Below are 24,937 nucleotides of genomic sequence, written 5' to 3'. Positions count from 1 at the left end.
GTTTGATTATAGTATTTCCCCTTATCTTCCAGAGATACGGTTCCATATAACCATTTTTCCAATTTAAACCCATGGCAGAGATTCCGTCAATAGTGTGGTCAACAAAAGACATTGACGGCAAACACAAAGAACACGCAATGGACTCTTGAGATTCCCATCACGCGCTCTCTTTGTCTACTATGATCAAGAAGACAAACGTTCCTTTTGTTTAGCGAAGCGGAAGGTAATGAACATCGCCATGAAAGCCGTCAGTACCAGAATCGTGTTCAACATGAACATCATGCGAAACCCGGTGAAGCCGCTTGAACCGTTTGGCAACGCAAGCATGACCCCGCCTGCAGCGGTACCGAACATCATCCCCAGATTCCGGCATAGCGCCAAAATGCTGCTGATCAGTCCCATATCCTGCGCGGCTGTGCGGCTCATCACAAGCGAGTTGTTCGGCGGAGTGATCATCCCCATCGATCCGCCAAGCATAACAATCAACAGAATAAGCAATAGAATCGGGTAGACTGACGTAATGAATCCCAGTACGCCTAAAGCGGCGATCATGATAAGCATGCCGGCTGAGAGCAGCGGATAGGTCCCATGCTTGTCCGATAAGCTGCCGGATAACGGAGAAAATACAATGAGCGACAACGGATAACCCATCATAATCAGCCCTGCGGCCACAGGCTCCACGCCCAGTTCGCCAAGCAAGAATACCGGTAAAACCAACTGTGCTGAAAAAGCAGCCATATACGTTATAATGGTAATTAAGATGCCTATCCGGATACCGCTATCCCGAAACAGATCCAGCTTGATGAACGGTTGTCGTCCCTCCGGGCTTCGCTCCCAGCGCGATGAGAAGCACCAAGCGATGAATGCAATTGCTCCGCCCCCGAACAACAGGAACAGCAGCAGCACTTGCCACGAGCCCCAGCCCCATTGAGCTCCCAGATTGACCGCGGCGATCAGCCCGGTTAATGACAACCCGAACATAGCGGCGCCGGGCACATCCAGCCGACTTCCTCTTTCCGGTTGGTCCTTCGGTATGAACCGCTGAGCAAAAAGCCAGGCGATGAGTGATAGCCCTGCCAATAACCAAAAGTTGCTCCTCCAGTTCAGCCATTGGATCAACACACCCCCCAGGCTCGGACCAATCATAGAGCCAGCCGCTACAAATGTGCTGATTAATCCCAGCGCCTTCCCGCGTTGTTCCTTCGGGAACACGGAGATGATAAGCGCCATATTAGTTGCCTGATACATGGCGGCGCCGATGCCCTGAATGATTCGCGAGGAGACCAACGCGTTCAGGGAAGGAGACAGCGCGCAACACAGTGCCCCTCCCATAAAGATGAAGTAACCGATATTATGGATGTTTCGTCGACCTAGCATATCCCCAAGTTTACCCATCACCGGTAGCAATACGGATATGACGAGCAAATAAGCGGTCACGATCCATTGTGCGTGAGGAATCGAAGAATCGAATGTGCGGGCAATGTCAACCAGCGCAATATTGAACATGCCTGCCGATAAGTTAGACAAGAAAGCCCCTAAACAAATTGTATATTGCACCAATAATCTCGTCTTGTTGTTCATGTGGACCTCACCAGCTTTAAGAATCCGGAATTCCTGTTATCCAGGTTGTCGCATCAAGAAGCTCCCACCGGTAGAGCTTCTTCCATCGTGCAGCATCGTCGTTATCCCAGAGCAGGCTCTACTGATATTGGCGCTTTGATCTCCCTTGTTGCCAGATCAGCCCAAATACCAATGATTTGCTCTGTTGTACTAACCTTCCCGAAATAACCGGCTATATTCTCCAGTGTCATCTCATGCGCCGTTTGGGAATACGAAGCACATGCATCCTCGACTAATACGATATGATAATCCAGCATGAATCCGTCCCGGGCAGTCGATTCTACGCATACGTTCGTGCTCACACCGGTCATGATCAAGATTTCGATCTTAAGTGTTTTCAGTACGGACTCTAGCCTTGTATTAATGAATGCACTATATCTATGTTTACGCACGACGATGTCATCGGATAAAGGTACAACCTCATAGAACTCAGCTCCCCAAGTCCCCGTACGGCATACTTTGGCAGAGCGTCCAGATGAGCGAGTTGTCCAAACATCCGAATCCGTTGCCTTCTCATGCAGCGTCTGGATGAAAATAACCGGTACTTTACGCTCCCTGGCGGAATGCAACAGTCCCTGAAGACGTAATACCATCTCAGGAATACCCGAAATGTCGCAGCCAGCCTGCGGCAGCGAGCCCTGCGGATGGCAATAATCATTCTGAACATCAACCACGATGACCGCTGTCTTGCTCCCCAGTAATAATTGATTTAAGGAATTCACGTTAAAGTCTCCCCTCTTGTTCATTATTTCTTAGCGTTGTTGACAAACTGCATATCTACCAGCGACTCGTACGTATACTCGCCTTTGAAAATGCCGGTTTGGATCATGACATCCATGTCATGCTTGAGGGCATCCTCGGAAATCAGTCCGTCCAAGCTCCACAGAGCATCCGTGTAGGCCCGATCTATGGCTGCTTGCAGCGCCTCGTCGGCAAGCGTAGGAAACTCGGCTTTCAAATGATTCATCGCCAATTCCTTATCGCTCTGCACCACTTCAAGCGCCTCGACAATGGCATCGGTAAAGCTTTGCACCGTTGCCGGGTCCTTCTCGATGGTCGACTTCTTTACACTTATTACGGAATAGGAGAAATCACCGAGATCATGGAACTTGTAGAAAGGCTCTTCCCAGACCTCCTTCGCGATGCCATCGCTGATCTGAGGTTCGGCACCATTAGCGATATCGGCTGCTCCTTGCTGCACCATCGTTACAACCGTGGAGCCGTCGGCTGGCTCCAACAGCTGCACATCCTTCTCCGGGTCAAGTCCAAGCTGGATTAATAAATAACGGGTTAGTAAGTTCGGGGTGCCTCCATGCCGGCCAGCATTAATCTTTTTCCCTTGCAAAAATGCTTTTAAATCCTCTGGTGACTGGCTTGCAGGCGCTGTGCCCTTCTTCGCCATCAGATACACATTGGCACGATTGACCACGTTGACTACCGAGATAATCGGGTCCGAGTTATTGTTGTTCGCCAAGGCATTAGACTCGGTTCCCCCAATGACGCCCCAAGCATCCCCACTTACAACCGCTGCCACATGTGCTCCTCCAGCAGCTTGTATGACTTCGACATCTAGTCCTCTCTTCTCGAAAAATCCCTCTCGCTGAGCCACATACAACGGAAGATAACCGGTAGAGTGAAGCGGCTCGGCAATGACGATCTTCTTCAACTTCCCGCCTCCGGAGGCGGTAGCGGCACTCTCTGCCTTACCGTTTCCACACGCTCCAAGCAGGCTTGTAACCATAACCAGTGCAAGCAACATCGGCCATTTTCCCATCCTCATCCGCATATAAACGCCCCTTTTTTCAAATAAATTGCATATCCATTCACGCTGGCAGCTCTATTGTTAGCTATTGCTTAGCCAAACCTTTGGATAACCACTTCTCAAGCACCACCACGCCGAAGTACATCACCATAGATAAGAGCGACAATACCACAACGCCGACCCAGACCAAGTTAATATCGAGTATGGTGCCTGCGTACATGATCATACGCCCGACACCCTGACTGGAAGCGATGAATTCTCCTACAATCGCTCCTGCGAGTGCCAGGGCGATATTGATACGAAGGCTGCTGATAATCCACGGCATGGACCAAGGCACAACGACTTTCGTGAATACTTGATGGCGCTTCGCACCAAGCGAATACATCAGTTTTTCCATATCTGGGTCCACGCTCTTAACCCCGCTGTAAGCGGACAATGCCGAGACGACGACCGTCATCGAGAAAGCCAGCGCCACTTTGGAGAAGAACCCGATCCCTAACAGAATGACAAGCACCGGGGCTAAGGCGAGCTTCGGCATCGCATTCAAGATAATAAGATACGGTTCGCTGATGCCGGCATACGACCTGGACCACCAGAACGATAATCCGAGCAGCGCGCCGAGAAAAGTCCCAAATACAAAGCCCAGCAGCGTAGAACCGGAAGTGTAGGTAATGTCACGTAACAGAGTACCTTCGGTCAACTGAATCCAGGTCGTGGACAAAATCGCGCTCGGGCTGCTCCAGTAATAGGAATCCAGCAGACCAAGCCGGGTAAACACCTCCCATACCAAAAATATCAACAGCGCTACACCCGTGCGCCCCCATAGAATCCTGCGGTTTCGGCGACGCTCCATCGCCTCTTCATCCAAAATGAATGGCACAACCTCCGGCCTTACAGCCGTGCCCTTCGCCGGTTCGCCCGGTGATACAGCATGTACAATAAACGCTTCTTTACGTGCGGTTTCCATGGAATTCCCTCCTGTTCAACTCGCTTACGATATTTGCTCTTCCTCATGCCCTGCAGACAATAAATCCATCAAGTGGTGCTTCAATTCCATAAAGGCCGGGGAGGTCATATCCTCTGTCTTGCGCGGACGCTCCATCGTAACGGTAATCTTAGATTTAATTCGTCCGGGTCTGGACGAGAAGACGTAGATGTCATCCGACAGATAGATCGCTTCATCAATATCGTGCGTCACAAACAGCACGGTCTTGCCAAAATCCTCCCAGATCTGAAGCAGCCAATTCTGCATCGTCAGCCTGGTCTGCGCGTCCAGGGCACCGAATGGCTCGTCCAGCAAAATGATATCCCGATCGTACAGCAAGGTACGCAGCAAGGCGGCCCGCTGCTTCATCCCGCCGGATAGTTCTCTTGGATAGTGCTTGTCAAAGCCCTTAAGACCGTACTTCTCCATTAACGGCAGCGCTCTCTCCGTTGCTTCCTTATAAGGGATACCACGCACTTCCATGCCTAAAATGATATTATCGAGAATGGTGCGCCAAGGCAGCAGCATATCCTTTTGCAGCATATAACCCACGTATCCGGTCTTGCCCACGATATCCTGCCCATCAGCCAAGACCTTGCCGGTGGATGGCGGCATCAAACCCGCAATAATGTTGAACAAGGTCGATTTGCCGCATCCGCTTGGTCCAATAATGCTGACGAATCGCCCTTCTTCGATCGACAGGCTCGTTTCTCGCATGGCGGCAATCTCCTCGCCGTGTCTGCGAAACCATTTGCTGACGCCTGAAATTTCAATCTTGTGAGTCATATCCATTCCCCTTTCTTTTCATCATGCCAGCCCCCATTTTCTGAAATCATCCATATTTATTTTCAAAAGCGGATGTAACAAAAAATCGCCAGTCCAGCCCCAAGGATACGCGCATTAAACATGCACCTTGGTACTAAACTGACGATTAGCCCGCTCTCTACTCGAGTTCAAACATGTCGTTCAGATATGATTCCACATCCTGCTCCAAGAAAACAATGGTACCGGAGTATTCGGTCGCTGCATCATAATCTTTAAGAATAGTGATGATTTTAAATTGAAACTGCTCTTCAAGGCAGGCTTTGATCTCCTGCTTGAATACCTGGAATAAAAGGTGGTCCAACTGCCGGGTAGAGAGGGGGTAATTCTCATCCAGCAGTTTAAGGACGGGGACTCTACTATTCCTCGAAACGATGATGATTTTGTTCCCAACGAAATCTACCTTTTGCTGCTTTACACCCACGTTAAATATTTTCTTATTTATCGCGTTGTAAACCCTCAAAAGATCTTGTTTGAGTTCGCCAGTTGTCATCATGGTTCAACATCCCTTTGTGTAAGATAACATCACATTGACCGGGGTAGGTTATAGGGTGTTTATCGAGTTTTCTCTGTCCTTAGGGTTTATTATAGGCGATTATGAGGGTTTGTCAATAGATTTACATGAAAAACAATAACACATTACTAATTTATGTTATATAAAGTGACATATATGTGACTTGCGCTAGATATCATCCATTATTAAAAACTCGCCCAAGGAAGTGGACCGCTTCTCGCTTCTGGAACTCATTCACTTCGTGTCCGGAGAACGGGTAATCCTTGATCACCTTTTCCGTTTCGATCCGATTATATGCCGCATAGATCGTCTCCGGCATACAGATCGTGTCTTTCCAGCCTACGGATACCATGACGGGCGCTTTGATTCTGGGAGCGAGGTTCATCATATCAAAATGAGCAAGATGTGTCAGGATGAGATCAAGCTGATCTGGATAACGTTTAATATACTGGGCGATCTCATTCAAAGAGCTGACGGAATGCAATATACCGTAATCCATCCGGCACATATTCGGAATATCGGCAACCACAGCCGCTACCCTCGGGTTCAAAGCAGCGGTCAATAGAGCGAGCCCGCCCCCTTGGCTTCCTCCGACAACGGCGATTTTGTCTGGATCGATACCCGGTTGCTGTGCCGCTACCTCCACCGCTCTCACGCCGTCTAATGCAAGCGCCATATAATACGAGCGGTGTAAATCGGTTATGCCTTGACTTACCCACCCCTTCACAACGCCGGATTCCATCGGCATCAGATTTCCCGTCTCCCCGCTCTGTCCCCTGACATCAACGGCGAGCACGGCATACCCAAGCATAAGCCAATGCGCATAGCGTTCGGGGAACCCTCGGTCCCCCGAGTAACCCGGAAATGTAACGATGCAAGGCCTGGCCCCTTCGCTTGCCAGATCTGCCGCAGGCGTAATATACCAGGCATGTATCGGTGTGGCGTCAAAACCGTGATAGGTTATTTTGTCTACATTCATATACGGATAAGGTGTAGCTTCGGGCTCGCTTGTCATATGCAGCGACCTGTTGCTGTGCTGCTTCAATATTTCATCCCAGAATTGGTTTATTGCTGATTCATCCATCGTTGGCACCGGACGCAAGTGCCCGAGTTCGAACTTGCGTGCTTCAATCGTATTCATTGTACAGACTGTCCCCTCTTCAACTATGATATATAACCATCTCTAAAAGGATACTTCGGCATGCGTTCGGAAATCCCTCTACCATCTAGCAAGTTATGGGCTACCCTTATATATAGTTCTTTATCGTTTTTTAATAAAAAATATAAACTATCATAGATTTATAGGGAGGATCATATCATAATAGAAATGATAATATAAAAGCGATTGGAGACGATGCATCATGCTGCAAGGTTTAACAAGCGCAGGACTCGGCAAACTTGAAAGCGATATCCAATTGATCGAACTGGCATCCCGTTATGGATTTCAATGCGTAGATCTGGACGCCAAGGCTCTGATTGATCGACTAGGAGAGGGAGCTGCAGTGGATCTGCTGGCCTCCCATCAAATAAAGCTTGGAGCCATAGGACTCCCAGTGGAATGGAGAGGTACGGACGAACAATTTCTGGAAGGGCTCGTGAATTTGCCCGCAGCCGCGGCCGCAGCTAAGGTGCTCGGCGGTACACGCTGCTGCACCTATATTTTGCCGTCAACCGATATGCCGTCCGCTTCGTTCATGGCCATTGCGACCAAGCGGCTTCGTACATGCGCCGTCATACTTGGTGCCTACGGCATTTCTCTGGCTCTCGAATTTGTCGGACCTCATCATCTGAGAACAGCTTGGAAGAATCCCTTTATCTGGACGGTTGAGGAGACGCTGCAGTGGATCGATGCGATTGGAGAACCTAATGTGGGACTGCTCTATGATGCCTATCATTGGTATACCAACAACCTGAATGTCTCGGACATTCATAACTTAAGAGCAGATCAAATCGTTCACGTTCATATCAATGACGCTAAGGACGTACCTGTTGAAGAGGTACTGGACAACGACCGTGTCTACCCTGGAGAAGGCGTCATTGATCTGCCTTCTTTCCTGAAGGCGCTTCGCGATATCGGTTATACCGGACCGGTAACCCAAGAGATTCTAACCCAGACCGCACCGGTAGACTCCCCTGAACAATTGGTCGCCAAATCACGCACTGCGTTTGATCAAGTGTTCGGCCAAGCTGGCTTGTAGGTGCATGATTCCACAACAAAAGGGCACACTGAAACGGTAGTTATTACCTTGTTCAAGGGGGCTCTTCAATGAACGGATTCATGAAGGAAGACCGTAATGAGCATACCGATTTAGGCACGGTGGAGTCTCAACGCAACGATCTGGCACCGGAGGAATTTCCCGAAGGGCCATACGGCTCTGATCTTCGCAGTGAATCACTGGGCAAGAGCAGCCCGTGGCGCGCAGATCAGAGACCGCCAAACCGCTTTGATTATGAAGATCGCAAGCTGCATATGGGGATCAAACGTGATTTTCCCGGGGCGGATGAAAGCATCCAGGCCGATCCAGGACAAGAGAAACCCGAGTAAAGCCCTGTCACATCCAACCGTCGTTCTTTGGACAAGACGGTTGGTTGTTGGCGTTTCTGCACGTATGTTCTTGTGTAGAAGACATAAAGAGTTATAAAAAGACATAGGATGGCATTAGAAATCCCTCCACGCAACTGGAGCAGGGCGAGAGGAGGGAGGAGTGGAAGGGAGGGAGCAACGATTGCTGCATGCAAGCCCCCGTCATGATTTTGTCATTTATGTCATCGCTTTATCAAACATCAAACGTTATATGTCGATTGAATTCATTGGGGGAACCTGTGGGTTCATTATCGCTTCCCATGCCATGCATTCAGAGCTTCTAGGGACGATCGGAAGCATACTGGCTCCGGTTCTGATCCGGCTTGTATTGAAATGGCAGGAACGAATATCCGAGTTTGTTGAGCGTTCCTTACCCAGATTCTCGCTGTTATTCTAGACATAGCATTTGACCCTTGGTTTAACCACGAAGCGGCATTCCGAAGGTGTGCACCAGTCGCACCTTTGGAATGCCGCTTCGATTCATCATGCCGATTATCTTTTCTGTTTATAGAATTCATGATAGAGCTTCATTAAGGCTCGCTTCTCTATTCTTGAGACATAGCTGCGGGATATGCCGAGTTCCTTCGCGATCTCCCGCTGTGTGCGTTCTTCTCCGCCGGCCTCGAGTCCAAAACGGCCGATAACGACTTCCTTCTCGCGCTCATCCAATATATCGAGGTTGCGATAGATTTTGCTTTTCTCAATCTTCAACTGCACCGCATCCACAATATCATCGGCTTCGGTTCCAAGAATGTCAATTAATGTAATTTCATTCCCTTCCTTATCTGTTCCGATCGGATCGTGCAGCGAAACGTCTTTACGTGTCTTCTTAAGTGAACGAAGATGCATCAAAATCTCATTCTCGATACATCTTGCAGCAAACGTCGCCAACTTCGTCCCCTTATTGGGACGAAAGCTTTCAATCGCTTTGATTAAGCCGATCGTTCCGATCGAGATCAGATCCTCCAGATCCTCACCGGTATTATCGAATTTCTTGACGATGTGTGCAACCAGGCGCAGGTTATGCTCGATCAGCTTATTGCGTGATTGAGGATCACCTTCGGCCATTCGCTGCAGATGCTTAGCTTCCTCTTCCTCGGTAAGAGGCTGCGGGAACGCGTTGTTCTTCACATACGATACGAGCAGGGTCAACTCTTTAATGAACAAAGCAATTGCGGTAAACAATCCAGGCACTTTGGGACACCTCCTGCGGAGTTACAATGCAACCGGCCCTTTTCTCGCACGGTTTTCTCGTCTTCCCATTGTATGTGGGCATCGGCCCAGAAGTGCCTGTACGGCGGAAAATGATGCAGATTCACGTCATTTTATAGAGAACGGTATCACCCCTTTGTTACTGTACGAAATCCAATCCCGCTCAGCCAAATTTCACATAACTCCGTCCATTTTGCGACGACAGAATCTTCTTCGGCCAGCCCCAATCCATGCCGCCCCGTCGGAAATACATGAAGCTCGAACGGGATTTGCAGTTTGCGCAGCGCACTCGCATACAAGAAGCTGTTCTCGACCGGCACAGCGGCATCATCTGCAGTATGCCACAGGAAGGTGGGCGGTGTTAGCGGTTTCACGGCAAATTCCAGAGACAGCGCTTGCTTCAATTCTGCCTCTGGCGGCTCACCCAGCAAATTATGCAGCGAGCCGACATGACCGAACTGCCCGAACGATATGACCGGGTAACAAAGAATCGACGCATTCGGACGCGAGCTCTGGCGCTCAACCGGATCCTCCGCTTCAAGATCCCCATCATCAAAGTGGGTGCTTGCTGTTGCCGCAAGATGCCCGCCAGCAGAGAATCCCAGGATACCGACCCGCTCCTGATCGAGATTCCACTCCTCTGCGTGATGTCTGACCAGCCGGATTGCGCGCTGGGCATCCATCAACGGATAGGGGTGCTGATAAGGATTCACGCGATACTGAACAACAAATGCCGATACCCCCACCGAGTTCAACCATAATGCGATGGGCTCTCCTTCATGTTCGGCCCGCCCTACATACCCACCTCCGGGCAGAACCAATACCGCACTGCCAGGCTCGTCATGATTCAATATATAAGGCGTCATATACGGCTCGAACTTATCATCAACGGATTCATATCCGGGCGTATTCCCTTCCCACAGTTTCATGAATCGCTTGCCCCCCTCTATTGTCTTATCCCTCTTGATGTCCTAACAGATCCAATCTTAAGGGTGTGAACCCATCCAATAGCGCTGACGGCTCAAGTGCCCTGACTCCATGTTGCGCGCCTCCGGGAATTGCAATCGATTCCCCTTGACGAATAATAGTCAGCTCACCATCAATATAGAATTCGATCGCCCCCTTCAGACAATAACTCATCTGTTCGTGAGGGTGGCTATGCCTGTAGCCTTCGGCTCCCGCTTCAAAATGAACCTCCATCATCATTATGTGCTCTCCAGGTGGCAATATTCTGCGTCTCACACCCGGCTCGGCATCCTCCCATACACCAATTACGGTCATATCCTAGCCTCCTTATTCCAAACCTGCATTAGACTAATGCTCATATTCTGCTGCTTAATCTACTTCTTCGCCAATCGGCCCTCAATATCCTATCATTCGCATCACGGATATCAAAAGAACTTGTGCTGTGATTGTGAAAGATGGGTATCCGCCAGCCCTCCAAGCTGACGGAGAGAATAACGAATCAGAACAGCCTGCGTTCCCGCATTCATGTCCCCTTCCACTTCTCCTTTCCCCAGTGGAACCGCTGCGGGCATATCCGGGTAATACTCACCCGGTTTCACTTGCGCTACATTCGGAGCTGGAGGGGAGTGATCCAATTCTCTCGAGAAGCCGCCATCTTCACGCTTCAAGCGCTGCATATTCTGCAGCGTATGGTCGGCGATCTCGTACAGTTCCGCAGCAGGTAAACTCAGACCCATCGCGCTCAGCAGACTGATTGGATTGCGAATATAGCACATGTCTACCGCCTCCTCATACCGTAATGCCTGAAGCAAGGAATCATAAATCTCTCTCGGACGCGGCAACGGAATATGAAACCGATGGTAAAAAGTCAGCAGCTTAAAAGTCCCCGATATGCGAACATATGGAGTACCTTCTCCCCACAGCCCCGTCACCGCATCCTGCTTCTCAGCAAAATAGGACATGGCCTCGGTCAGATACGGTCCGCGTTCTGCCGGTGCATCTGTTGTAAGTGCGGAGCGGAGTTACAGAGCCTGTCGCAGCCGCGCCAGCTGTTCGCTAAACTGACGGAGCGCAGCCATGAGGCATAAGCTTCGGGCGAACGACAATAATCCGGCGCCGCATGGCGGTCGACCGGTAACGGGTAGAGCGGAGAGGTCCCTAATTTGCGAAGCGCTCCCAGACTATATCCAAGCGCACGTCCGACCATGACGTCATCATGTCTCATCAGGGATGATCATCATAAAAGAATCCCCAGCGCGGATCTTGCTTGGACTGGAAGAAGGAAATCACCTGCTGCTTATCGCTATCCGTCCAGCTATGCTGCAAGCCGCACCGCTCCATAATATTCATGGCTTGCGCGGTCGACTCAATATCCGGCGTGAATTCCTCGGCTGTTCTTGAACTGCGGGCATAATAAAACCCGCCGCTCCCTGGATCATACTGTCCGGCAAACCATTCGAAAAATCCGTTAAACAGTTCATCCCCGTCCACCAGAAGACGTTCCAAACTATGCATGCCACTCACTCCTACTTTCCGCGATTGATGTCGCTATAAGAAAAATTCCGGAAATTTACGGTTCCTTCATTCACGGCATCCAGACCGATTCGCAGACTCTGGAAACCGCCAAAGGTGTTATGATGCAGACCGGATGCGTCCACCACTTTGTCGTACTTCATCCATGGTCCACCATCGAAGCGATAATAGAAGGATACGATATGGCGTCGTTCACGATTCTAAGATAGGCATGACCCCCGTCATGATTCATCGTGCCATAGCCTTTGAAGGAGCGGAAATGACTTACGCCCTTGGCATGCAGCCCTATACCGAGGTAGGCTGATTCGTTATAGTACAGCAGCAGCCGCCCTTCCGCGTTTCCTTTTACCCGAACCTCTACTTCAACCTCATAACGCTCATGCATGGGCATAAAAAACAGCGGCGAATGTAATTCGTTCTCTGCGGTCCCTTCAACCGAAAGCTGACCAGAATCATAGCGGAAGCGTTCTGCTGGATTCATGCCTTCGCATTGCCATTCAAACCCCAACGCAGTTGATTCGAAATCATCGTGGAATGACGTCAGCAGCGGCGTATCAACACTATTCATAGCTAAACCGTCCGATATCCGGAACCAACCGTCGGCTGTCCACTCCACCCGTTCAAGCAACGTCTGCCTCCCCAGCGTGTGGTATCCGCCTGCATACGCATGGTAGACGATCCACCATTCGCCTGCAGGCGTATCGATTAACGAAGCATGTCCTTTCGACCACCACGGCTCTGCGCTGGAGCGTGTGTGAATGATCGGATTATAGGGTGAATGCTCCCACGGTCCCCATGGCGTCCTTGATCTCGAAGATACGGCCATATGACTTGTAGGCGGACCTGCGGTTCCCCCCACGGCAACCGTTAAATAGTAATAGCCTTCATGATAAGTGACCTTCGGCCCTTCCAGGCTGTAGGCTTCCACCACCCATTCCTGCGGGTACTTCCAACCCTCATACACCTGACTGACCTCGCCTGCCACGGCAAGTCCATCGTCGGTTAGCTCTACGAAACCACCGCCTGACATGTGCAGATAACGCTTACCGTCTGGACCCACGGTGTGACCCGGGTCGATTCCCTTAATGCCTAAATCGATCGGCTCACTCCACGGACCTGCCGGATTCTGCGCAGTCACCACCCAGTTCGAGCGTCCCGCCGGAAAATAGATATAGAACTTTCCCTCATGGTGAACGAAATCCGGCGCCCATACATCCCCGACGTAAGTCATCAAAGCCGCCGAAAAACGGTTCCAATGCAGAAGATCACGAGAATGCCAGATGATCAGTCCCGGCGTTAACTTATAGGAGGAATGTGTCATATAATAATCCTCGCCAACCCGAATAACCGACGGGTCGGCAAAATTGCCACCAATAATAAGCATCTCTGTACCTGTAGTCATCGTCAGCCCCCTTATCCTTTAATGGAACCTAACAGCGCACCCTTGGCAAAATGCTTCTGCAAAAACGGATATACGATCAGGATCGGTAAAGTCGCTACTACGATCACGGCCATCTTGACCGTCTGTTCCGGCGGCCGGACAAATTCATCCATGCCCGAAGTATCGGCAGCAAGCCCGCTTGCCAAGATGACGATCTGCCGGAGAATCACCTGGACCGGCCATTTGGCTGCATCGTTCAGGTACAGAATCGCCTGCATGTACGTGTTCCAGTACGTCACCGCATAGAACAGCGAGATCGTAGCGATCGCAGGCATGGACAGCGGAATGACGATCCGGAACAAAATTCCCCAGTCGCCGGCACCATCGATTTTGGCTGATTCCTCAAGACCTTCAGGCAAATTCTGAAAGAAATTTCGCATAATGATCAGATTGAAGGCGTTAATCGCCGTCGGTACAACAAGCGCTGCATAGGTATCAATCAACCCCATCTCTTTCACCACGAGAAACGTTGGGATCATACCGCCGCTGAACAACATCGTAAACAACACCATAAACATGATGAATTTCCGTCCATCCAAATCTTTGCGGGACAGTCCGTAAGCCATCAGACAAGTCAGCAGCATGCTGAACAACGTGCCGAGCGAGGTGACACTGATGGACACCCCCAGCGAACGGATGACCGTATTGGTTGAGAACACGTATTTGTAAGCATCCAGCGACCATACCGTCGGAAACAGAACGAACTGCTTCTGCGCAAGCTCCGTCACCGTCGTGAATGAACCGGCGATGACATGAAGAAAAGGCAGAATGGTAACCAGGCCAATGATCAAGAGCAGCGTATAGTTCACGACATCAAAAATGCGGCTTGATATCGTTTTATCTTGTACCATCATAGCTCCACCTTTCGCAGATTAGTAAATGCCTTCTTCTCCGGCTTTTTTGGCCAGTTGGTTCGCCAGCATCACGAGAATCAGACCGATTAACGATTTGAAGAAACCGACCGCGGTACTGAAACTGAATTGCCCCTGCTTCAGACCCGCCGTGTACACATACGTATCAAAAATCTCCGCTACTTCCCGGTTCATCGAGTTTAAGAGGAGATAGACATGTTCGAATCCAAGTTCCAGCACGTCCCCGATCTTCAAGATCAACAGCACCACGATGACACTCCGAATCGACGGGAGCGTGATATGCCACATTTGCCGAAAACGGCTGGCTCCGTCCATGCGGGAGGCCTCGTACAGACCGGGATCGATCGCCGCCATAGCCGCGAGATAAATAATCGTGCCCCAGCCCGCCTCACGCCATATGACCTGCATGATGTACATTGGCCTGAACCAGTCGCTGCTCATGAGGAAGTTGATTTTGTCCAAACCCATCATGACAAGCAGTTCATTAATAATCCCGCGGTCCATCGAAAGCATGACGAACGAGATGGACACGATAATGACCCAGGACATGAAGTGGGGGATATAGACCAAGGTCTGAATAAACCGCTTGAATACTTCACGCCGCACTTCATTTAGCATCAATGCCAAAATAATCGGTACAGGAAAATAAAACAGCAGGTTCATGAAAAACAACAACAGCGTATTGCGCAAAATCGTAAAAAACATCGGCTCGCTAAATAAACGCTCAAAATGCTTCAGCCCCACCCACGGGCTATTCGTAACCCCGAGATAGGCCTGGTAATCCTGAAACGCGATCAGCAATCCAGACATGGGAACGTATTTAAAAATAAGAAAGTATAAAAAACCCGGAAGTATCATCAGATAAATCGCCTTGTTCTTCATAATCCTTCTCAGACGACCGGATTCTTGCTTGGGCTTGGAAGCTTTGGGGTTCATGCCGACTTTAACCGTGGTTTCACTCATCTGCTTTAACTTCCTTTCTGTCCGCGAAGATGCCCAGGAGACTGCACTAGGGCAGCCTCCTTGATCCTTCATACAGGGGTAGAATCAGGATTTGGACAACTCATAAGATGCGTTCAATTCGTCTATGATTTGCTGACCACCGCTCTTCAGCCAATGATCCACGACGGATTGGAATCCGGCCTCGTCGATATCGCCAAGCATGAAACGGTACGTACCGTCCTTGATCATTTCTTGCAGTTGCACGCCTTTTTCGTTGAACGTCTTGGAATCTAGTGCCGCAGCAGGGTCTTCGATCAAATAATCGTTGTTCTCTACGATCATTTCTTCAGACTTCGCCTTAACGGGCAACGTATGTTCAGGCTCGTAGAACCCCTCAATCGTCAGAGGCCCGCCCACTTGCATCGCCTGATACGGTTTCACTTCGCGGTCAGTCAGCTTCGTATCATCCGAAGGAACGACTCGTCCGTCCTTTAGCGCATGGTGCTGTCCTTCAACTCCCCAATAGATCAGGTTACCCAGCTCCGGGCTCATCATCTGATCCATGAACGCCAGCACTCCCTTCAACTCGTCTTCTGATTTAATCGCTGTCTTCGGGAACAGTATAACCGAGCCATAACCAGGGACGGACCATACGCCAAACCCGTTCGGGCCGCCATCGATATTGTTCTGCACATCGAGTACTGCGTTCTCGTTCACTTCGATTACTTTGGGATGCAAGCTCGAGACATCCCCCATGGCCCCGATGTAAACGCCGGATTTACCGGTAATGAATAGATTTTGCTGATCGGTCTTACTGGTAACCGGGAAGTCCTGATTAATCAATCCCTCCTGATGAAGCTTCTTGAAAAATTTCATGGTCTCCATATACTCAGGGAACATAAACTCCGGCGCGAGCTTGCCATCCTTCTCTCCCCAATTGTTAGGAGTGCCGAACCAGGAGCTGATCGTCTTGAAAGCACCATAGATCAGGTCGTTCCGGTCGGTAAGCGGAATGGTGTCGTCCTTGCCGTTGTCATCCGGATCATTCTCTTTAAATTGTTTCAGCATGTCGTAGAACTCATCAATCGTGGTTGGTGCGCCCAGTCCCAGCTTATCGGCCCAATCCTTGCGATAAATGATCCCTTGGCGCGAGAGCGGCACTTCGCGATAGAGTGCATAAATTTTTCCGTCCACGGCTGTATTCTTCAATACCTCGGGCTTCAAATTGCTCAGGTTCGGATATTGATCCAGGAGCGGACCGATTTCCCAGAATTGGCCGTTGCGGATTGCATCGCGCATGTTCACGAGCGAAGCGGCATTCTTCAAATACGTAACTTTCGGCAATGTGCCGGTGGCAAACGAAGCATTCACTTTCTCATCATAAGTGCCGTCCGGAACCCATTGGATATCCAGCTTCGTATTCGTCTTCTCTTCCAGCAATTTCTCGATCATGTCGGAAGGCACTTCGGGGGTATGCAGATTAGCCATAATCGAGATGTTCATAGGCTCACTAGGCTTCTCGACTTGTTTGTCCGTGTTGGTACTGCCTGTACTGCCGGAGTTGCCGCGGCCCTGGTCGCAGGTGCTGCGGCATTCCCGCCGCAACCAGCCAATACAGCCAAAGCGGTTACCATTGCCAGCATGAAGCTGGCTTTTTTCTTCATCATCTTCTGACCTCCGTCGTTCATATGATTTGGTCTGACAGAAATCAGCTTAGATGATAGCTTCCGGTTGCGTATATAATCCCAGGATAAGGTAACCCGGAAGCACGCTTGTTCGATGACTTGGCAGGCAGAACCTAATCTAATGATTATGAAGACTATAAAGTTAGCGGCCAATAGAAAAAACCGTTAGGGAATCGTTGCTTCCCTAACGGTTATCATCAAGCAAGTATTCGTTGACCGTGCTTCGATACGAAGCGTTGTATTCATCGATGATTTCCTGCCCTCCATCCTCCTTCCAATGTTCAATTTCCTGCTCATAGCCTTCCTCATCCAGCATGCCGAGTATGAATTGATAGGTAGCATCCCGCATCCTTTCGTGAAGACGTACGCCAATTTCGTTATACAGCAGAGACTCGAGCGGTGATGTTGGATCGTTAATCAGAAAGCGTTCATTATCGATGATCAGCCGCTCGGCTTTATCCTTAACCGGATTGAGCGTAATTGGCTGAAGCATTCCCGGTATCGTGCTGATCCCCCCAACCATTAAGGCTTGATAAGGCTTTACATCTTTCTCCCTAAGTTCAAAATTACCCGCTGCCATCGCTTTGCCATCCTGAACCGTATAGTGCGTACCTTCGACGCCCCAGTAAAGCAGATTCGCAAGCTCGGGGCTCATCAAGGCATCGAAAAACGCCAGCACTTCATGCAGCTCTTCTTCTGTGGCGATGGCTGACTTCGGAAACAAGACAACGGTACATATCCCTGAGACGCCCAAATGCCATACTTCTCGGGACCGCGAACCCGATTGTGCACGTCCAGCGTGGCCGACTTGTCATTCGCGCGCAGCCTCGATTCCAGCGTCAATACGTCTCCCATGGCCCCGATATATACGCCGGCCTTGCCCGTGACGAACAGCTCCTGCTGATCCGTCTTGCTCGTAATGGCAAAGTCCGCATTAATCAAACCTTCGGTATGAAGCTTGCGAAACCACTTCATCGTCTCCCGGTATTGCGGGAATACGAATTCGGGCTGAAGCGAATCGTTGTACCATCCCCAGTTGTTAGGGGCCCCGAAATAGGAGCTAATCGTCTTGAAAGCGCCGTAGATCAGATCATTTCGATCGGCCAGTCCGAGCGTATCATCCAAGCCGTTGCCGTCGGGATCCCCATATGTAAACCCTTTCAACATCTCGTAGAGATCATCCAGCGTATCAGGTGCTGACAGTCCGAGCGCATCCGCCCAGTCCTTGCGGTAAATGATGCCTTGCCTTGCGAGCGGTCTCTCCTGATAAAGCGTGTACAACTTGCCGTCGATCGTTGTATTGTTCAACACTTCCGGTTTCAGCTGACGCAGATTCGGATATTGCTCCAGATATGGACCGATCTCCCAAAATATCCCGCTGCGAATATCGTCTCTGAAATGAGATAATGAGGCAGCATTCTTCAAGTACAACACTTTGGGCAACATTCCTGTCGCCAGCGAGGCGTACACTTTCTCATCATAGCTTCCGTCAGGTACCCAACTGATGGATAATTGCGTATTCGTCTTCTCTTCGATCAGTTTCTCGATTTGATCGGAGGGAATGATCTGGGTATGCAGATTAGCCATAATCGAGATGCTGACAGGGGCTCTTTCGGAGATATTCCCTTGCGAATCACTGACGGCTGAACCGGCCAAATAGATCCATACCAATGAAACGACTAGCAGCAATAATAGTAGAACCGCGAATGTAACTCGTCGACTCCTCAAGCATTGTACCTCCCCGCCCCCATAAACGCTCGATGATCAAATGAAGTGATTATTCCACAGGAAATGATTATTGATAGAATCCAGCGTTACTCATACAATGATTATACACTTTGTTAAACGGGAAGGTGTACCTATTGCATCCAAAAAGAAGCTTTTATTCCAAAATGGTCCTGTTCGGCTGCATGATTAGCATCATCCCTCTCGCTGTCCTCGGTTTCTTCTCATTCATGAAATCTTCCAACTCGGTCCAGAGCCACGTGAACAGCAGCAACATTCAGATTATGAATCAAACGAACAGCAACCTCGAACAGGTTCTGAGGACGGTTGATTATACGTTGAACTACGTCATCAACTCCAACATTCTGCAGAGCGCCCTGTATCGGCCCTTATCCTACTATGACTTTCAACTTTATAATAAGCTGCGCGAAGAACTTAGTCTGCTTCAATCGCCCGATACCCGCGTCACCGATGTCATTCTGGCCAATGCGACAACCAACTGGCTGATCAATAATCGCGGCATGTACGAGTTTAATGAATACGCTTCCAAAAATATGCTGCTGTCACTAATGGAACTTCCGGGCAATTCCAACTGGATGCTGATCGAGACGGAGATGCTTGGTTCCGCGGATACGCAGAGCTATGCTTGCCCGTATACGATTGCCTTGATCAAAAAAATGCCCCTATCGTCGTCCACGACCCGCGGGGTAGCGCTGGCTACAATTCCGAGTTGCTCTCTGGCTGCAATGATCGACAGCCCCGCGGATGCCCGCGAGGTCATGGTCCTCGACCATAACTACCGCATGATCGTCCATCCCGAGCAGAATCAGGTCGGGCGATATTTAACCGATCACGGTTATCAGACCGAGGACCTGGACCGGTTCGACGGCAACTCCGGGCAGTTTGAGACGAGAATCGATAACAAGCCGGTATCGGTCACCTACGTTCGTTCCGACTTTAACGGCTGGATTTACGCTTCGTTCACAGAAATGGCGGCGATCACCAAGGAATCCCGTTCGATCGGCTGGTTTACCCTGTACATCTGCTTGCTGATGATCGCTTGCAGCGTGCTTCTCGTATGGCTGGGAACTCGGAAAATGTACACGCCGATCCGCCATATTTTTGAACATATCGCTCAGCGTCTGCCCGAAATCAGAGCGAATAAAAAAAGCGAGTTGCAGATTATCGATGAACATATCCGCGATATGTTCAATTCCAATGCCAAGCTCCGTGGCGAACTCCGTCAGAATAGCCAGCAAGTACGAACGTTTTTCTTGCACAAGCTATTCTTGGGCAAGATCAGCGCCCCGGAAATGGAAGAACAGATCGAGTTATTCGGCTTGGAAGAGCAGGTTGCGAGTTGGGATCAGATGGCCGTGTTCACCTTGCAGATTGACCAGTTGGACGAGACAAGATACGAACGCAAAGACGGGGATCTGCTGCTGTTTGCCATTCACAATATCATTGAAGAGATGATCCCTTCTTCGCACCGCCTTCCCTCCGTCATCGTCGATCAGACCCAAGCGACGCTGATCGGTCGTGAGCGGATATCCAATGAAGCGTTCCATGATTACATCTATACGTTGTCCGAGGACATTCAAAAAACGACGCGCGCTTTCCTTGATCTCGAGGTAAGTATCGGAATTAGCCTGCCCTATAAGAATCTAGCCAAAACTTCCCGTGCCTATCAAGAGGGGCTGGAAGCACTGAAGCACCGGATCAAGCTTGGTACCGGTGTCATCATACCGTATTTCAGCTTGAATTCCGGCCAACATACCCGTATTTACTTCTACCCTGTACAGATCGAGAACGAATTGATCGATGCCATCAAACTGGCCGAGGAAGAGCGGGCTGAGGAACTGCTGCACGATTGGCTCGCGGAAGTGTTCCGCAAGGATCGCACCCCGCATGAATACCAGCTCTCGCTGATTCGGCTACTCAATGACTTAATGATTGTCATGCAGGAGAACGGCATCATGATGGAGCAATTGAATATTCATGACAGCTCGCTGGTGGAGGAATTGTTGCGACTCTATACAAGCTCCGACATTGAAGCTTGGTTCAAGGAGCGGATGATTCGCCCGATGGCGAGGGTATTCCGAGATCGGCAGGACTCCCAGTACCAGAATCTGTCCGAGCAGATCATCGAGATGATTCGCAATGAATTCGACCGCAACATTACGCTGGAGGAATGCGCAGTCCGACTGCATTATAACAATTTTTACTTAAGCAGTGTATTCAAGAAAGAAACAAATATGTCCTTTAGCGAATATCTCACCCAATACCGGTTCAAGATGTCGAAAAAATGGCTTGTCGAAACGGAGATGCCGATCAAGGACATCGCGGAGAAACTCAGCTATAACAATTCACAGAACTTTATCCGCTCATTTCGCAAGCTGGAGGGCATGACGCCGGGGCAATACAGGAGCAAGTACAAAACCGCACTCTAAATGATATGGAACCGAACCGATAATAAACTGATTAAAAACGCATCAGATTACCAAAAATGGTCACCTCTGTCCCGTACTCTTCCCGTACATACCTCTCTACAATGAAGGTAATCACTTTTATACGTTCCTCTGCCATGTGCAGCGCGAATACTCTACAAGCCAAAGGAGATTACTCAATGATACGAGAGATGCAGGCCGATATCGTCATTCTAGGCGGGGGCACCGGCGGCACCGCTGCCGCACTCGCCGCAGCGAAATCAGGAAGAACGGTCATCATGACAGAAGAAACGACCTGGATCGGCGGTCAATTGACGAGCCAGGCAGTACCTCCCGACGAACACCCGTGGATCGAACAGTTCGGCTGCACGCGCAGCTATCGCCAGTTCCGCGAAGGGGTGCGCCAGTATTATCGAGATCATTTTCCTATGACCGCTATGGCAAGAAATCATGCTCAACTGAATCCGGGCAGCGGCATTGTCAGTCGTCTATGCCATGAGCCGCGCACCGCCTTGGCGGTACTGCAGCAGATGCTGGCCCCTTATATCCATAGCGGACAGATTCAAATTCTCTACCAATATGCCGTCGAGGCTACCGATACCTCGGGTGACCAAGTGCGCAGCGTAACCGTGAGCCATCTACAGACCCAGGCCAAGCTACGCTTAACGGCACCGTTTTTTGTAGATGCCACGGAGCTTGGCGATTTGCTCCCGTTGGCTGATATCGAATATGTGACCGGGGCAGAATCCAAGGCCCAGACAGGAGAGCCTCATGCCGTGGATGGCGACCCGCTGCCGCAGGATATGCAGGGTTTTACATATTGTTTTGCAGTCGATTATGTCGAGGGTGAGGACCATACGATAGCTAAGCCCGAGATGTATGATTCCTGGCGGGAATACAAGCCAGAGTTCTGGCCGGATAAGCTGTTAAGCCTAACGGCGATTAAACCGTCTACCAATGAGCCGGTTGAGTATGAGATTTTTCCCGGTCATGACAAATTCCCGCTGTTTCAATACCGACAGATCCTTGATCCTAAGCATTTCGCAGATAGTACCATAGAACGCCCAATCTCACTGGTCAATTGGCCACAGAACGACTACTGGCTCGGTTCGATCATCGACGTGCCCGCAGATGAGGTACAGCGCAATCTGAACCAAGCGAAGCAGCTCAGCTTATCCCTGCTATATTGGCTGCAGACTGAAGTGCCGCGCCCGGATGGCGGTCAGGGCTATCCCGGCTTGCGACTTCGGCCCGATGTCGTCGGTACGGAGGATGGCATAGCGATGTATCCTTACATTCGGGAATCGAGAAGAATTCAAGCGGAGTTCACCGTGCTGGAACAGCACGTCGCCACCGACTCGCGCCCAGACGGCGTTGCGGAGACCTTCCATGACTCCGTCGGCATCGGCTGTTATCGAATTGATCTGCATCCTAGCACCGGCGAGAGGCCTTACATCGATATCTCTTCGCTGCCATTCCAGATCCTCTCGGGAGCTTAATACCCAAACGGGTTAAGAATGTGCTGGCCGCCAGTAAAAACATCGGCGTTACCCATATCACGAACGGCTGCTACCGATTGCATCCGGTCGAATGGAATATCGGCGAAGCCGCCGGATATTGCATCAGTTATTGCCTGGAACAAAACATCCTGCCTACCGACATTCGCAACCATCAGGATACGCTCGCAAACTTCCAGCAACGACTTGTCCAGGAGGGAATTGAACTTGCGTGGCCGGAACTGCGGCCGGTCTGATAAATAGATAACTCGGCGATAGAACGGCAAACAGGCCGGCCTTGGTTCTAAGAACCAAGGCCGGCCTGTTCAATCTGAAGCTATTTGACTAGATCGGCTGATGGTCTTCTATAGTCAGGTATTCTGCGGATATATACTGAATACGATCAGGAAACGCGGAGCATGGACTGCACACCGACATCTTATACCCCTCCTCAATCTCGTATTGTCTAAAGAAGAAGGTACGTCCTTCTTCTCCCATGATTGGGGCCCATCCTTCGTCCCTCATCTCTAGCGCGAAGGAATCGAGCGGCAGATGGAGGCCCTTGCCCACCGCTTTGATGTAACTTTCCTTTAAAGTCCAAAAATCAAAGAAAAGCGACTGCCTTTTATTTTTATGGAGATGTAATAATTGCTCCCGTTCGGCTGGGTGAAAAAACCGGTCAGCTATGGCTAAATCAACCACATTTACTTGTTCAACATCGATTCCGATCCAATCGTCACTGACCGCGCATACGATCCAGTGTCCTGAATGGGAAATATTGAAATGGATATCCGGGTATTCCTTCAAGTACGGCTTGCCATACTGGTTCCTTGCATACTCCAAGTATCGGCGCTCTATACCCAGCCTTTCTTGGATGATTCGATGGAGCATGGCATCACCCAGCAAGGATCTTTGATAGTCGTTTGCTTGCTTAAATCTCATTACGTATTGAGCACGTTCAGGAGACAATCTTTGAAATAACGAAGCATAGGTTTGTTCTGAGATACGGTCCGAATTCTGAATCGCATATACCTCGATAGGGGCGGAATGTATTTTGGAAGTCGTCATCATGTATTCCTTTCATTTCTATTTACTCAGACATCATTTCGCTAGAAAGGTCCGCATTTCCTTTTCTCCATTGACAATTTATTAATGACTTGGGATTATTTATATATCCAATATAAACGAAGGTGGCATCTATGCAAACACAAGCTATTCTTGATCCATTCATCAAATTATCAACCGAAGAGTTCGGTAGTAATCTGGTCGGGATCTATCTGCACGGCTCCATGGCAATGGGATGCTTCAATCCGGCTACAAGTGATATCGATCTGCTGCTTGTTATACAAGACCACCTGTCCAAAGAGACAGCCAAGCGTTTCGGGCAGAGACTGCTGACCTTCCATGATCGCCTAAGTAATCAAGGCGGGATTGAGCTGAGCATCGTGCTGGAAGACAGCATTGAGAATATGCAATACCCACCGCTGTTCGAGTTCCACTATTCTAATGTCCATCGCGAGAAATACCGAGACGACCCGGATTATATCTGCGGCGGCTTCGGAGATCACGATCTGGCCGCACATTATACCGTAATTTATCATCGGGGCGTAACCTTATACGGCAAACCAATCCATCAAGTGTTCAAGCGAGCGGTTGATCCGTCCTATTATAGGCAAGCCATTATTCAGGACGTAGCAAGCGCCGCTTCGGATATCGCTGAGCTGCCGCTGTACTTCACGCTTAATCTATGCCGGGTTCTTTATTACTTACGGGAGAACATCGTCTCCTCCAAGCAAGAAGGCGGCGAATGGGGATTGCGCGTGCTGCCTGCTCCATATCACGGCATTATCAGACAAGCACTGCTGGAATACGGCGGCATATCCGACAGCATGGATATCCCTGAACCGGATCTTATCGAATACGCTCAGTATATGCTGGGCCAGATACACCAGGCTTCGGGGCAGACGCCGGTCTACTGAAACAACCGGTGGGATAGATTTGGGCTCGCTGGTATCGAAGTTGGAAGGCACAAGTCCTTCTTGGAGGACTTGTACCTTCCCTTTCGCCGCATTTGGTGGCTATAAGTCCCTGTGGGGGACTTGCTGCTTCTTTTTCACCGCATTTGGCGGCTATAAGTCCCTATGTGGGACTTGCTGCTTCCCTGGCGCCGCATTTCACGGCTATAAGTCCCTGTGAGGGACTTGCTGCTTTCCTTTCGCCGCAGTTGGCGGCCATAAGTCCCTACGAGGGACTTGCTGCTTCCCTTGCGCCGCATTTCGCGGCCACAGGTCCCTACGCGGGACTTGCTGCTCCAACTTCAACTCTCGTGCA

At 50.0% G+C, this 24,937-nt stretch carries 23 protein-coding genes and 3 pseudogenes; 6 read left to right on the top strand and 20 right to left on the bottom strand.

The genetic code is table 11. From position 1 onward, the window contains the following. Nucleotides 1-183: 183 nt before the first annotated feature. The 7 genes from JCM10914_RS00685 to JCM10914_RS00655 all read right to left on the bottom strand — a co-directional run bounded on the left by JCM10914_RS00685 (nucleotide 184) and on the right by JCM10914_RS00655 (nucleotide 6,844). Nucleotides 184-1,581: an MFS transporter gene (locus JCM10914_RS00685; RefSeq protein WP_023956204.1), complete on the bottom strand. Its 1,398-nt coding sequence runs from the start codon at nucleotides 1,579-1,581 to the stop codon at nucleotides 184-186. Between the two features lie 101 nt (nucleotides 1,582-1,682). After that, the gene (locus JCM10914_RS00680; RefSeq protein ID WP_023956202.1) at nucleotides 1,683-2,342 is read right to left on the bottom strand and encodes a cysteine hydrolase family protein; all 660 of its coding nucleotides are present in this window, start codon (nucleotides 2,340-2,342) and stop codon (nucleotides 1,683-1,685) included. A gap of 23 nt (nucleotides 2,343-2,365) precedes the next feature. Further along, nucleotides 2,366-3,400 carry an ABC transporter substrate-binding protein gene (locus tag JCM10914_RS00675; RefSeq protein ID WP_370570213.1) on the bottom strand — a complete coding sequence of 345 codons (1,035 nt, stop codon included), beginning with the start codon at nucleotides 3,398-3,400 and terminating at the stop codon, nucleotides 2,366-2,368. 67 nt (nucleotides 3,401-3,467) lie between these two features. Next, a complete protein-coding gene (locus JCM10914_RS00670; protein WP_023956198.1) occupies nucleotides 3,468-4,349 on the bottom strand; it encodes an ABC transporter permease in 882 nt (293 codons plus the stop codon). A 24-nt stretch (nucleotides 4,350-4,373) separates the two neighbouring features. Continuing rightward, a complete protein-coding gene (locus tag JCM10914_RS00665) occupies nucleotides 4,374-5,153 on the bottom strand; it encodes an ABC transporter ATP-binding protein (RefSeq protein WP_023956196.1) in 780 nt (259 codons plus the stop codon). Between the two features lie 157 nt (nucleotides 5,154-5,310). Further along, the gene (locus tag JCM10914_RS00660; protein WP_036716709.1) at nucleotides 5,311-5,685 is read right to left on the bottom strand and encodes a Na-translocating system protein MpsC family protein; all 375 of its coding nucleotides are present in this window, start codon (nucleotides 5,683-5,685) and stop codon (nucleotides 5,311-5,313) included. A 193-nt stretch (nucleotides 5,686-5,878) separates the two neighbouring features. Beyond that, a complete protein-coding gene (locus tag JCM10914_RS00655; protein ID WP_023956192.1) occupies nucleotides 5,879-6,844 on the bottom strand; it encodes an acetylxylan esterase in 966 nt (321 codons plus the stop codon). Nucleotides 6,845-7,064: 220 nt separating this feature from the next. On the opposite strand from JCM10914_RS00655, the gene JCM10914_RS00650 reads away from it, so the two are divergent. From JCM10914_RS00650 to JCM10914_RS00640, 3 genes are all read left to right on the top strand, one after another. After that, a complete protein-coding gene (locus tag JCM10914_RS00650; RefSeq protein WP_023956190.1) occupies nucleotides 7,065-7,901 on the top strand; it encodes a sugar phosphate isomerase/epimerase in 837 nt (278 codons plus the stop codon). A gap of 68 nt (nucleotides 7,902-7,969) precedes the next feature. After that, a complete protein-coding gene (locus JCM10914_RS00645; RefSeq protein ID WP_023956188.1) occupies nucleotides 7,970-8,248 on the top strand; it encodes a hypothetical protein in 279 nt (92 codons plus the stop codon). Between the two features lie 160 nt (nucleotides 8,249-8,408). Next, nucleotides 8,409-8,684 carry a hypothetical protein gene (locus tag JCM10914_RS00640; RefSeq protein WP_023956186.1) on the top strand — a complete coding sequence of 92 codons (276 nt, stop codon included), beginning with the start codon at nucleotides 8,409-8,411 and terminating at the stop codon, nucleotides 8,682-8,684. Nucleotides 8,685-8,779: 95 nt separating this feature from the next. On the opposite strand, the gene sigK is transcribed toward JCM10914_RS00640, so the two are convergent. From sigK to JCM10914_RS00595, 12 genes and pseudogenes are all read right to left on the bottom strand, one after another. Further along, a complete protein-coding gene (sigK, locus tag JCM10914_RS00635; protein WP_023956184.1) occupies nucleotides 8,780-9,481 on the bottom strand; it encodes an RNA polymerase sporulation sigma factor SigK in 702 nt (233 codons plus the stop codon). Between the two features lie 146 nt (nucleotides 9,482-9,627). Beyond that, a complete protein-coding gene (locus tag JCM10914_RS00630; protein WP_023956182.1) occupies nucleotides 9,628-10,428 on the bottom strand; it encodes an alpha/beta hydrolase in 801 nt (266 codons plus the stop codon). 25 nt (nucleotides 10,429-10,453) lie between these two features. Then, nucleotides 10,454-10,780 carry a cupin domain-containing protein gene (locus JCM10914_RS00625; protein WP_023956180.1) on the bottom strand — a complete coding sequence of 109 codons (327 nt, stop codon included), beginning with the start codon at nucleotides 10,778-10,780 and terminating at the stop codon, nucleotides 10,454-10,456. A 110-nt stretch (nucleotides 10,781-10,890) separates the two neighbouring features. Further along, nucleotides 10,891-11,427, bottom strand: coding sequence for a hypothetical protein (locus tag JCM10914_RS29535; RefSeq protein WP_023956178.1), 537 nt, complete (start codon nucleotides 11,425-11,427; stop codon nucleotides 10,891-10,893). An 8-nt stretch (nucleotides 11,428-11,435) separates the two neighbouring features. After that, entirely contained in the window at nucleotides 11,436-11,690 is a 255-nt protein-coding gene (locus tag JCM10914_RS29530; RefSeq protein WP_231638438.1) for a hypothetical protein, read from the bottom strand. Next, complete coding sequence (locus tag JCM10914_RS29525; RefSeq protein WP_023956176.1) at nucleotides 11,690-11,980, bottom strand: hypothetical protein; 291 nt, start codon at nucleotides 11,978-11,980, stop codon at nucleotides 11,690-11,692. The genes JCM10914_RS29530 and JCM10914_RS29525 overlap by 1 nt, the downstream gene beginning before the upstream one ends. An 11-nt stretch (nucleotides 11,981-11,991) precedes the next feature. Beyond that, nucleotides 11,992-12,141 carry a hypothetical protein gene (locus JCM10914_RS29520; RefSeq protein WP_023956173.1) on the bottom strand — a complete coding sequence of 50 codons (150 nt, stop codon included), beginning with the start codon at nucleotides 12,139-12,141 and terminating at the stop codon, nucleotides 11,992-11,994. Beyond that, complete coding sequence (locus JCM10914_RS00615) at nucleotides 12,138-13,400, bottom strand: family 43 glycosylhydrolase (RefSeq protein ID WP_023956171.1); 1,263 nt, start codon at nucleotides 13,398-13,400, stop codon at nucleotides 12,138-12,140. Before JCM10914_RS00615 ends, JCM10914_RS29520 begins: the two co-directional genes overlap by 4 nt. An 11-nt stretch (nucleotides 13,401-13,411) precedes the next feature. Next, nucleotides 13,412-14,290 carry a carbohydrate ABC transporter permease gene (locus JCM10914_RS00610; protein ID WP_036716705.1) on the bottom strand — a complete coding sequence of 293 codons (879 nt, stop codon included), beginning with the start codon at nucleotides 14,288-14,290 and terminating at the stop codon, nucleotides 13,412-13,414. Nucleotides 14,291-14,311: 21 nt separating this feature from the next. Continuing rightward, nucleotides 14,312-15,274, bottom strand: coding sequence for a sugar ABC transporter permease (locus JCM10914_RS00605; RefSeq protein ID WP_023956167.1), 963 nt, complete (start codon nucleotides 15,272-15,274; stop codon nucleotides 14,312-14,314). An 84-nt stretch (nucleotides 15,275-15,358) separates the two neighbouring features. Continuing rightward, nucleotides 15,359-16,920: pseudogene (locus JCM10914_RS00600) on the bottom strand (extracellular solute-binding protein). A gap of 202 nt (nucleotides 16,921-17,122) precedes the next feature. After that, nucleotides 17,123-18,600 (bottom strand): annotated as a pseudogene (locus JCM10914_RS00595) (extracellular solute-binding protein). A gap of 200 nt (nucleotides 18,601-18,800) precedes the next feature. On the opposite strand from JCM10914_RS00595, the gene JCM10914_RS00590 reads away from it, so the two are divergent. Then, nucleotides 18,801-21,113, top strand: a complete 2,313-nt coding sequence (locus JCM10914_RS00590) for a helix-turn-helix domain-containing protein (RefSeq protein ID WP_231638437.1) — start codon at nucleotides 18,801-18,803, stop codon at nucleotides 21,111-21,113. 176 nt (nucleotides 21,114-21,289) lie between these two features. Beyond that, nucleotides 21,290-22,863: pseudogene (locus tag JCM10914_RS00585) on the top strand (FAD-dependent oxidoreductase). Between the two features lie 88 nt (nucleotides 22,864-22,951). Here the strand turns inward: JCM10914_RS00585 and JCM10914_RS00580 are convergent. Continuing rightward, nucleotides 22,952-23,677 (bottom strand): 4'-phosphopantetheinyl transferase superfamily protein, encoded by a 726-nt coding sequence (locus JCM10914_RS00580; protein ID WP_052019600.1) that lies wholly within the window; start codon nucleotides 23,675-23,677, stop codon nucleotides 22,952-22,954. Between the two features lie 128 nt (nucleotides 23,678-23,805). Between JCM10914_RS00580 and JCM10914_RS00575 the strand changes: the two genes are divergently transcribed. Beyond that, complete coding sequence (locus tag JCM10914_RS00575; protein WP_023956147.1) at nucleotides 23,806-24,585, top strand: aminoglycoside adenylyltransferase domain-containing protein; 780 nt, start codon at nucleotides 23,806-23,808, stop codon at nucleotides 24,583-24,585. Nucleotides 24,586-24,937: the final 352 nt, after the last annotated feature.

The organism is Paenibacillus sp. JCM 10914 (assembly GCF_001315105.1).
GTDB lineage: Bacteria > Bacillota > Bacilli > Paenibacillales > Paenibacillaceae > Paenibacillus_AQ.
This window is presented reverse-complemented; position numbering and strand designations above follow the sequence as displayed.

What these genes read in the sequence shown, in the direction of transcription:
- JCM10914_RS29525 (WP_023956176.1), bottom strand. Translation starts at nt 11,980, where the DNA reads ATGCATAGTTTGGAACGTCTTCTGGTGGACGGGGATGAACTGTTTAAC.
- JCM10914_RS00675 (WP_370570213.1), bottom strand. Translation starts at nt 3,400, where the DNA reads ATGAGGATGGGAAAATGGCCGATGTTGCTTGCACTGGTTATGGTTACA.
- JCM10914_RS00660 (WP_036716709.1), bottom strand. Translation starts at nt 5,685, where the DNA reads ATGATGACAACTGGCGAACTCAAACAAGATCTTTTGAGGGTTTACAAC.
- JCM10914_RS00580 (WP_052019600.1), bottom strand. Translation starts at nt 23,677, where the DNA reads ATGATGACGACTTCCAAAATACATTCCGCCCCTATCGAGGTATATGCG.
- JCM10914_RS00650 (WP_023956190.1), top strand. Translation starts at nt 7,065, where the DNA reads ATGCTGCAAGGTTTAACAAGCGCAGGACTCGGCAAACTTGAAAGCGAT.
- JCM10914_RS00610 (WP_036716705.1), bottom strand. Translation starts at nt 14,290, where the DNA reads ATGGTACAAGATAAAACGATATCAAGCCGCATTTTTGATGTCGTGAAC.
- JCM10914_RS00625 (WP_023956180.1), bottom strand. Translation starts at nt 10,780, where the DNA reads ATGACCGTAATTGGTGTATGGGAGGATGCCGAGCCGGGTGTGAGACGC.
- JCM10914_RS00645 (WP_023956188.1), top strand. Translation starts at nt 7,970, where the DNA reads ATGAACGGATTCATGAAGGAAGACCGTAATGAGCATACCGATTTAGGC.
- JCM10914_RS00630 (WP_023956182.1), bottom strand. Translation starts at nt 10,428, where the DNA reads ATGAAACTGTGGGAAGGGAATACGCCCGGATATGAATCCGTTGATGAT.
- JCM10914_RS00665 (WP_023956196.1), bottom strand. Translation starts at nt 5,153, where the DNA reads ATGACTCACAAGATTGAAATTTCAGGCGTCAGCAAATGGTTTCGCAGA.
- JCM10914_RS29520 (WP_023956173.1), bottom strand. Translation starts at nt 12,141, where the DNA reads ATGAAGTACGACAAAGTGGTGGACGCATCCGGTCTGCATCATAACACC.
- JCM10914_RS00685 (WP_023956204.1), bottom strand. Translation starts at nt 1,581, where the DNA reads ATGAACAACAAGACGAGATTATTGGTGCAATATACAATTTGTTTAGGG.
- JCM10914_RS00670 (WP_023956198.1), bottom strand. Translation starts at nt 4,349, where the DNA reads ATGGAAACCGCACGTAAAGAAGCGTTTATTGTACATGCTGTATCACCG.
- JCM10914_RS29530 (WP_231638438.1), bottom strand. Translation starts at nt 11,690, where the DNA reads ATGAGACATGATGACGTCATGGTCGGACGTGCGCTTGGATATAGTCTG.
- JCM10914_RS29535 (WP_023956178.1), bottom strand. Translation starts at nt 11,427, where the DNA reads ATGTCCTATTTTGCTGAGAAGCAGGATGCGGTGACGGGGCTGTGGGGA.
- JCM10914_RS00575 (WP_023956147.1), top strand. Translation starts at nt 23,806, where the DNA reads ATGCAAACACAAGCTATTCTTGATCCATTCATCAAATTATCAACCGAA.
- JCM10914_RS00655 (WP_023956192.1), bottom strand. Translation starts at nt 6,844, where the DNA reads ATGAATACGATTGAAGCACGCAAGTTCGAACTCGGGCACTTGCGTCCG.
- JCM10914_RS00615 (WP_023956171.1), bottom strand. Translation starts at nt 13,400, where the DNA reads ATGACTACAGGTACAGAGATGCTTATTATTGGTGGCAATTTTGCCGAC.
- JCM10914_RS00605 (WP_023956167.1), bottom strand. Translation starts at nt 15,274, where the DNA reads ATGAGTGAAACCACGGTTAAAGTCGGCATGAACCCCAAAGCTTCCAAG.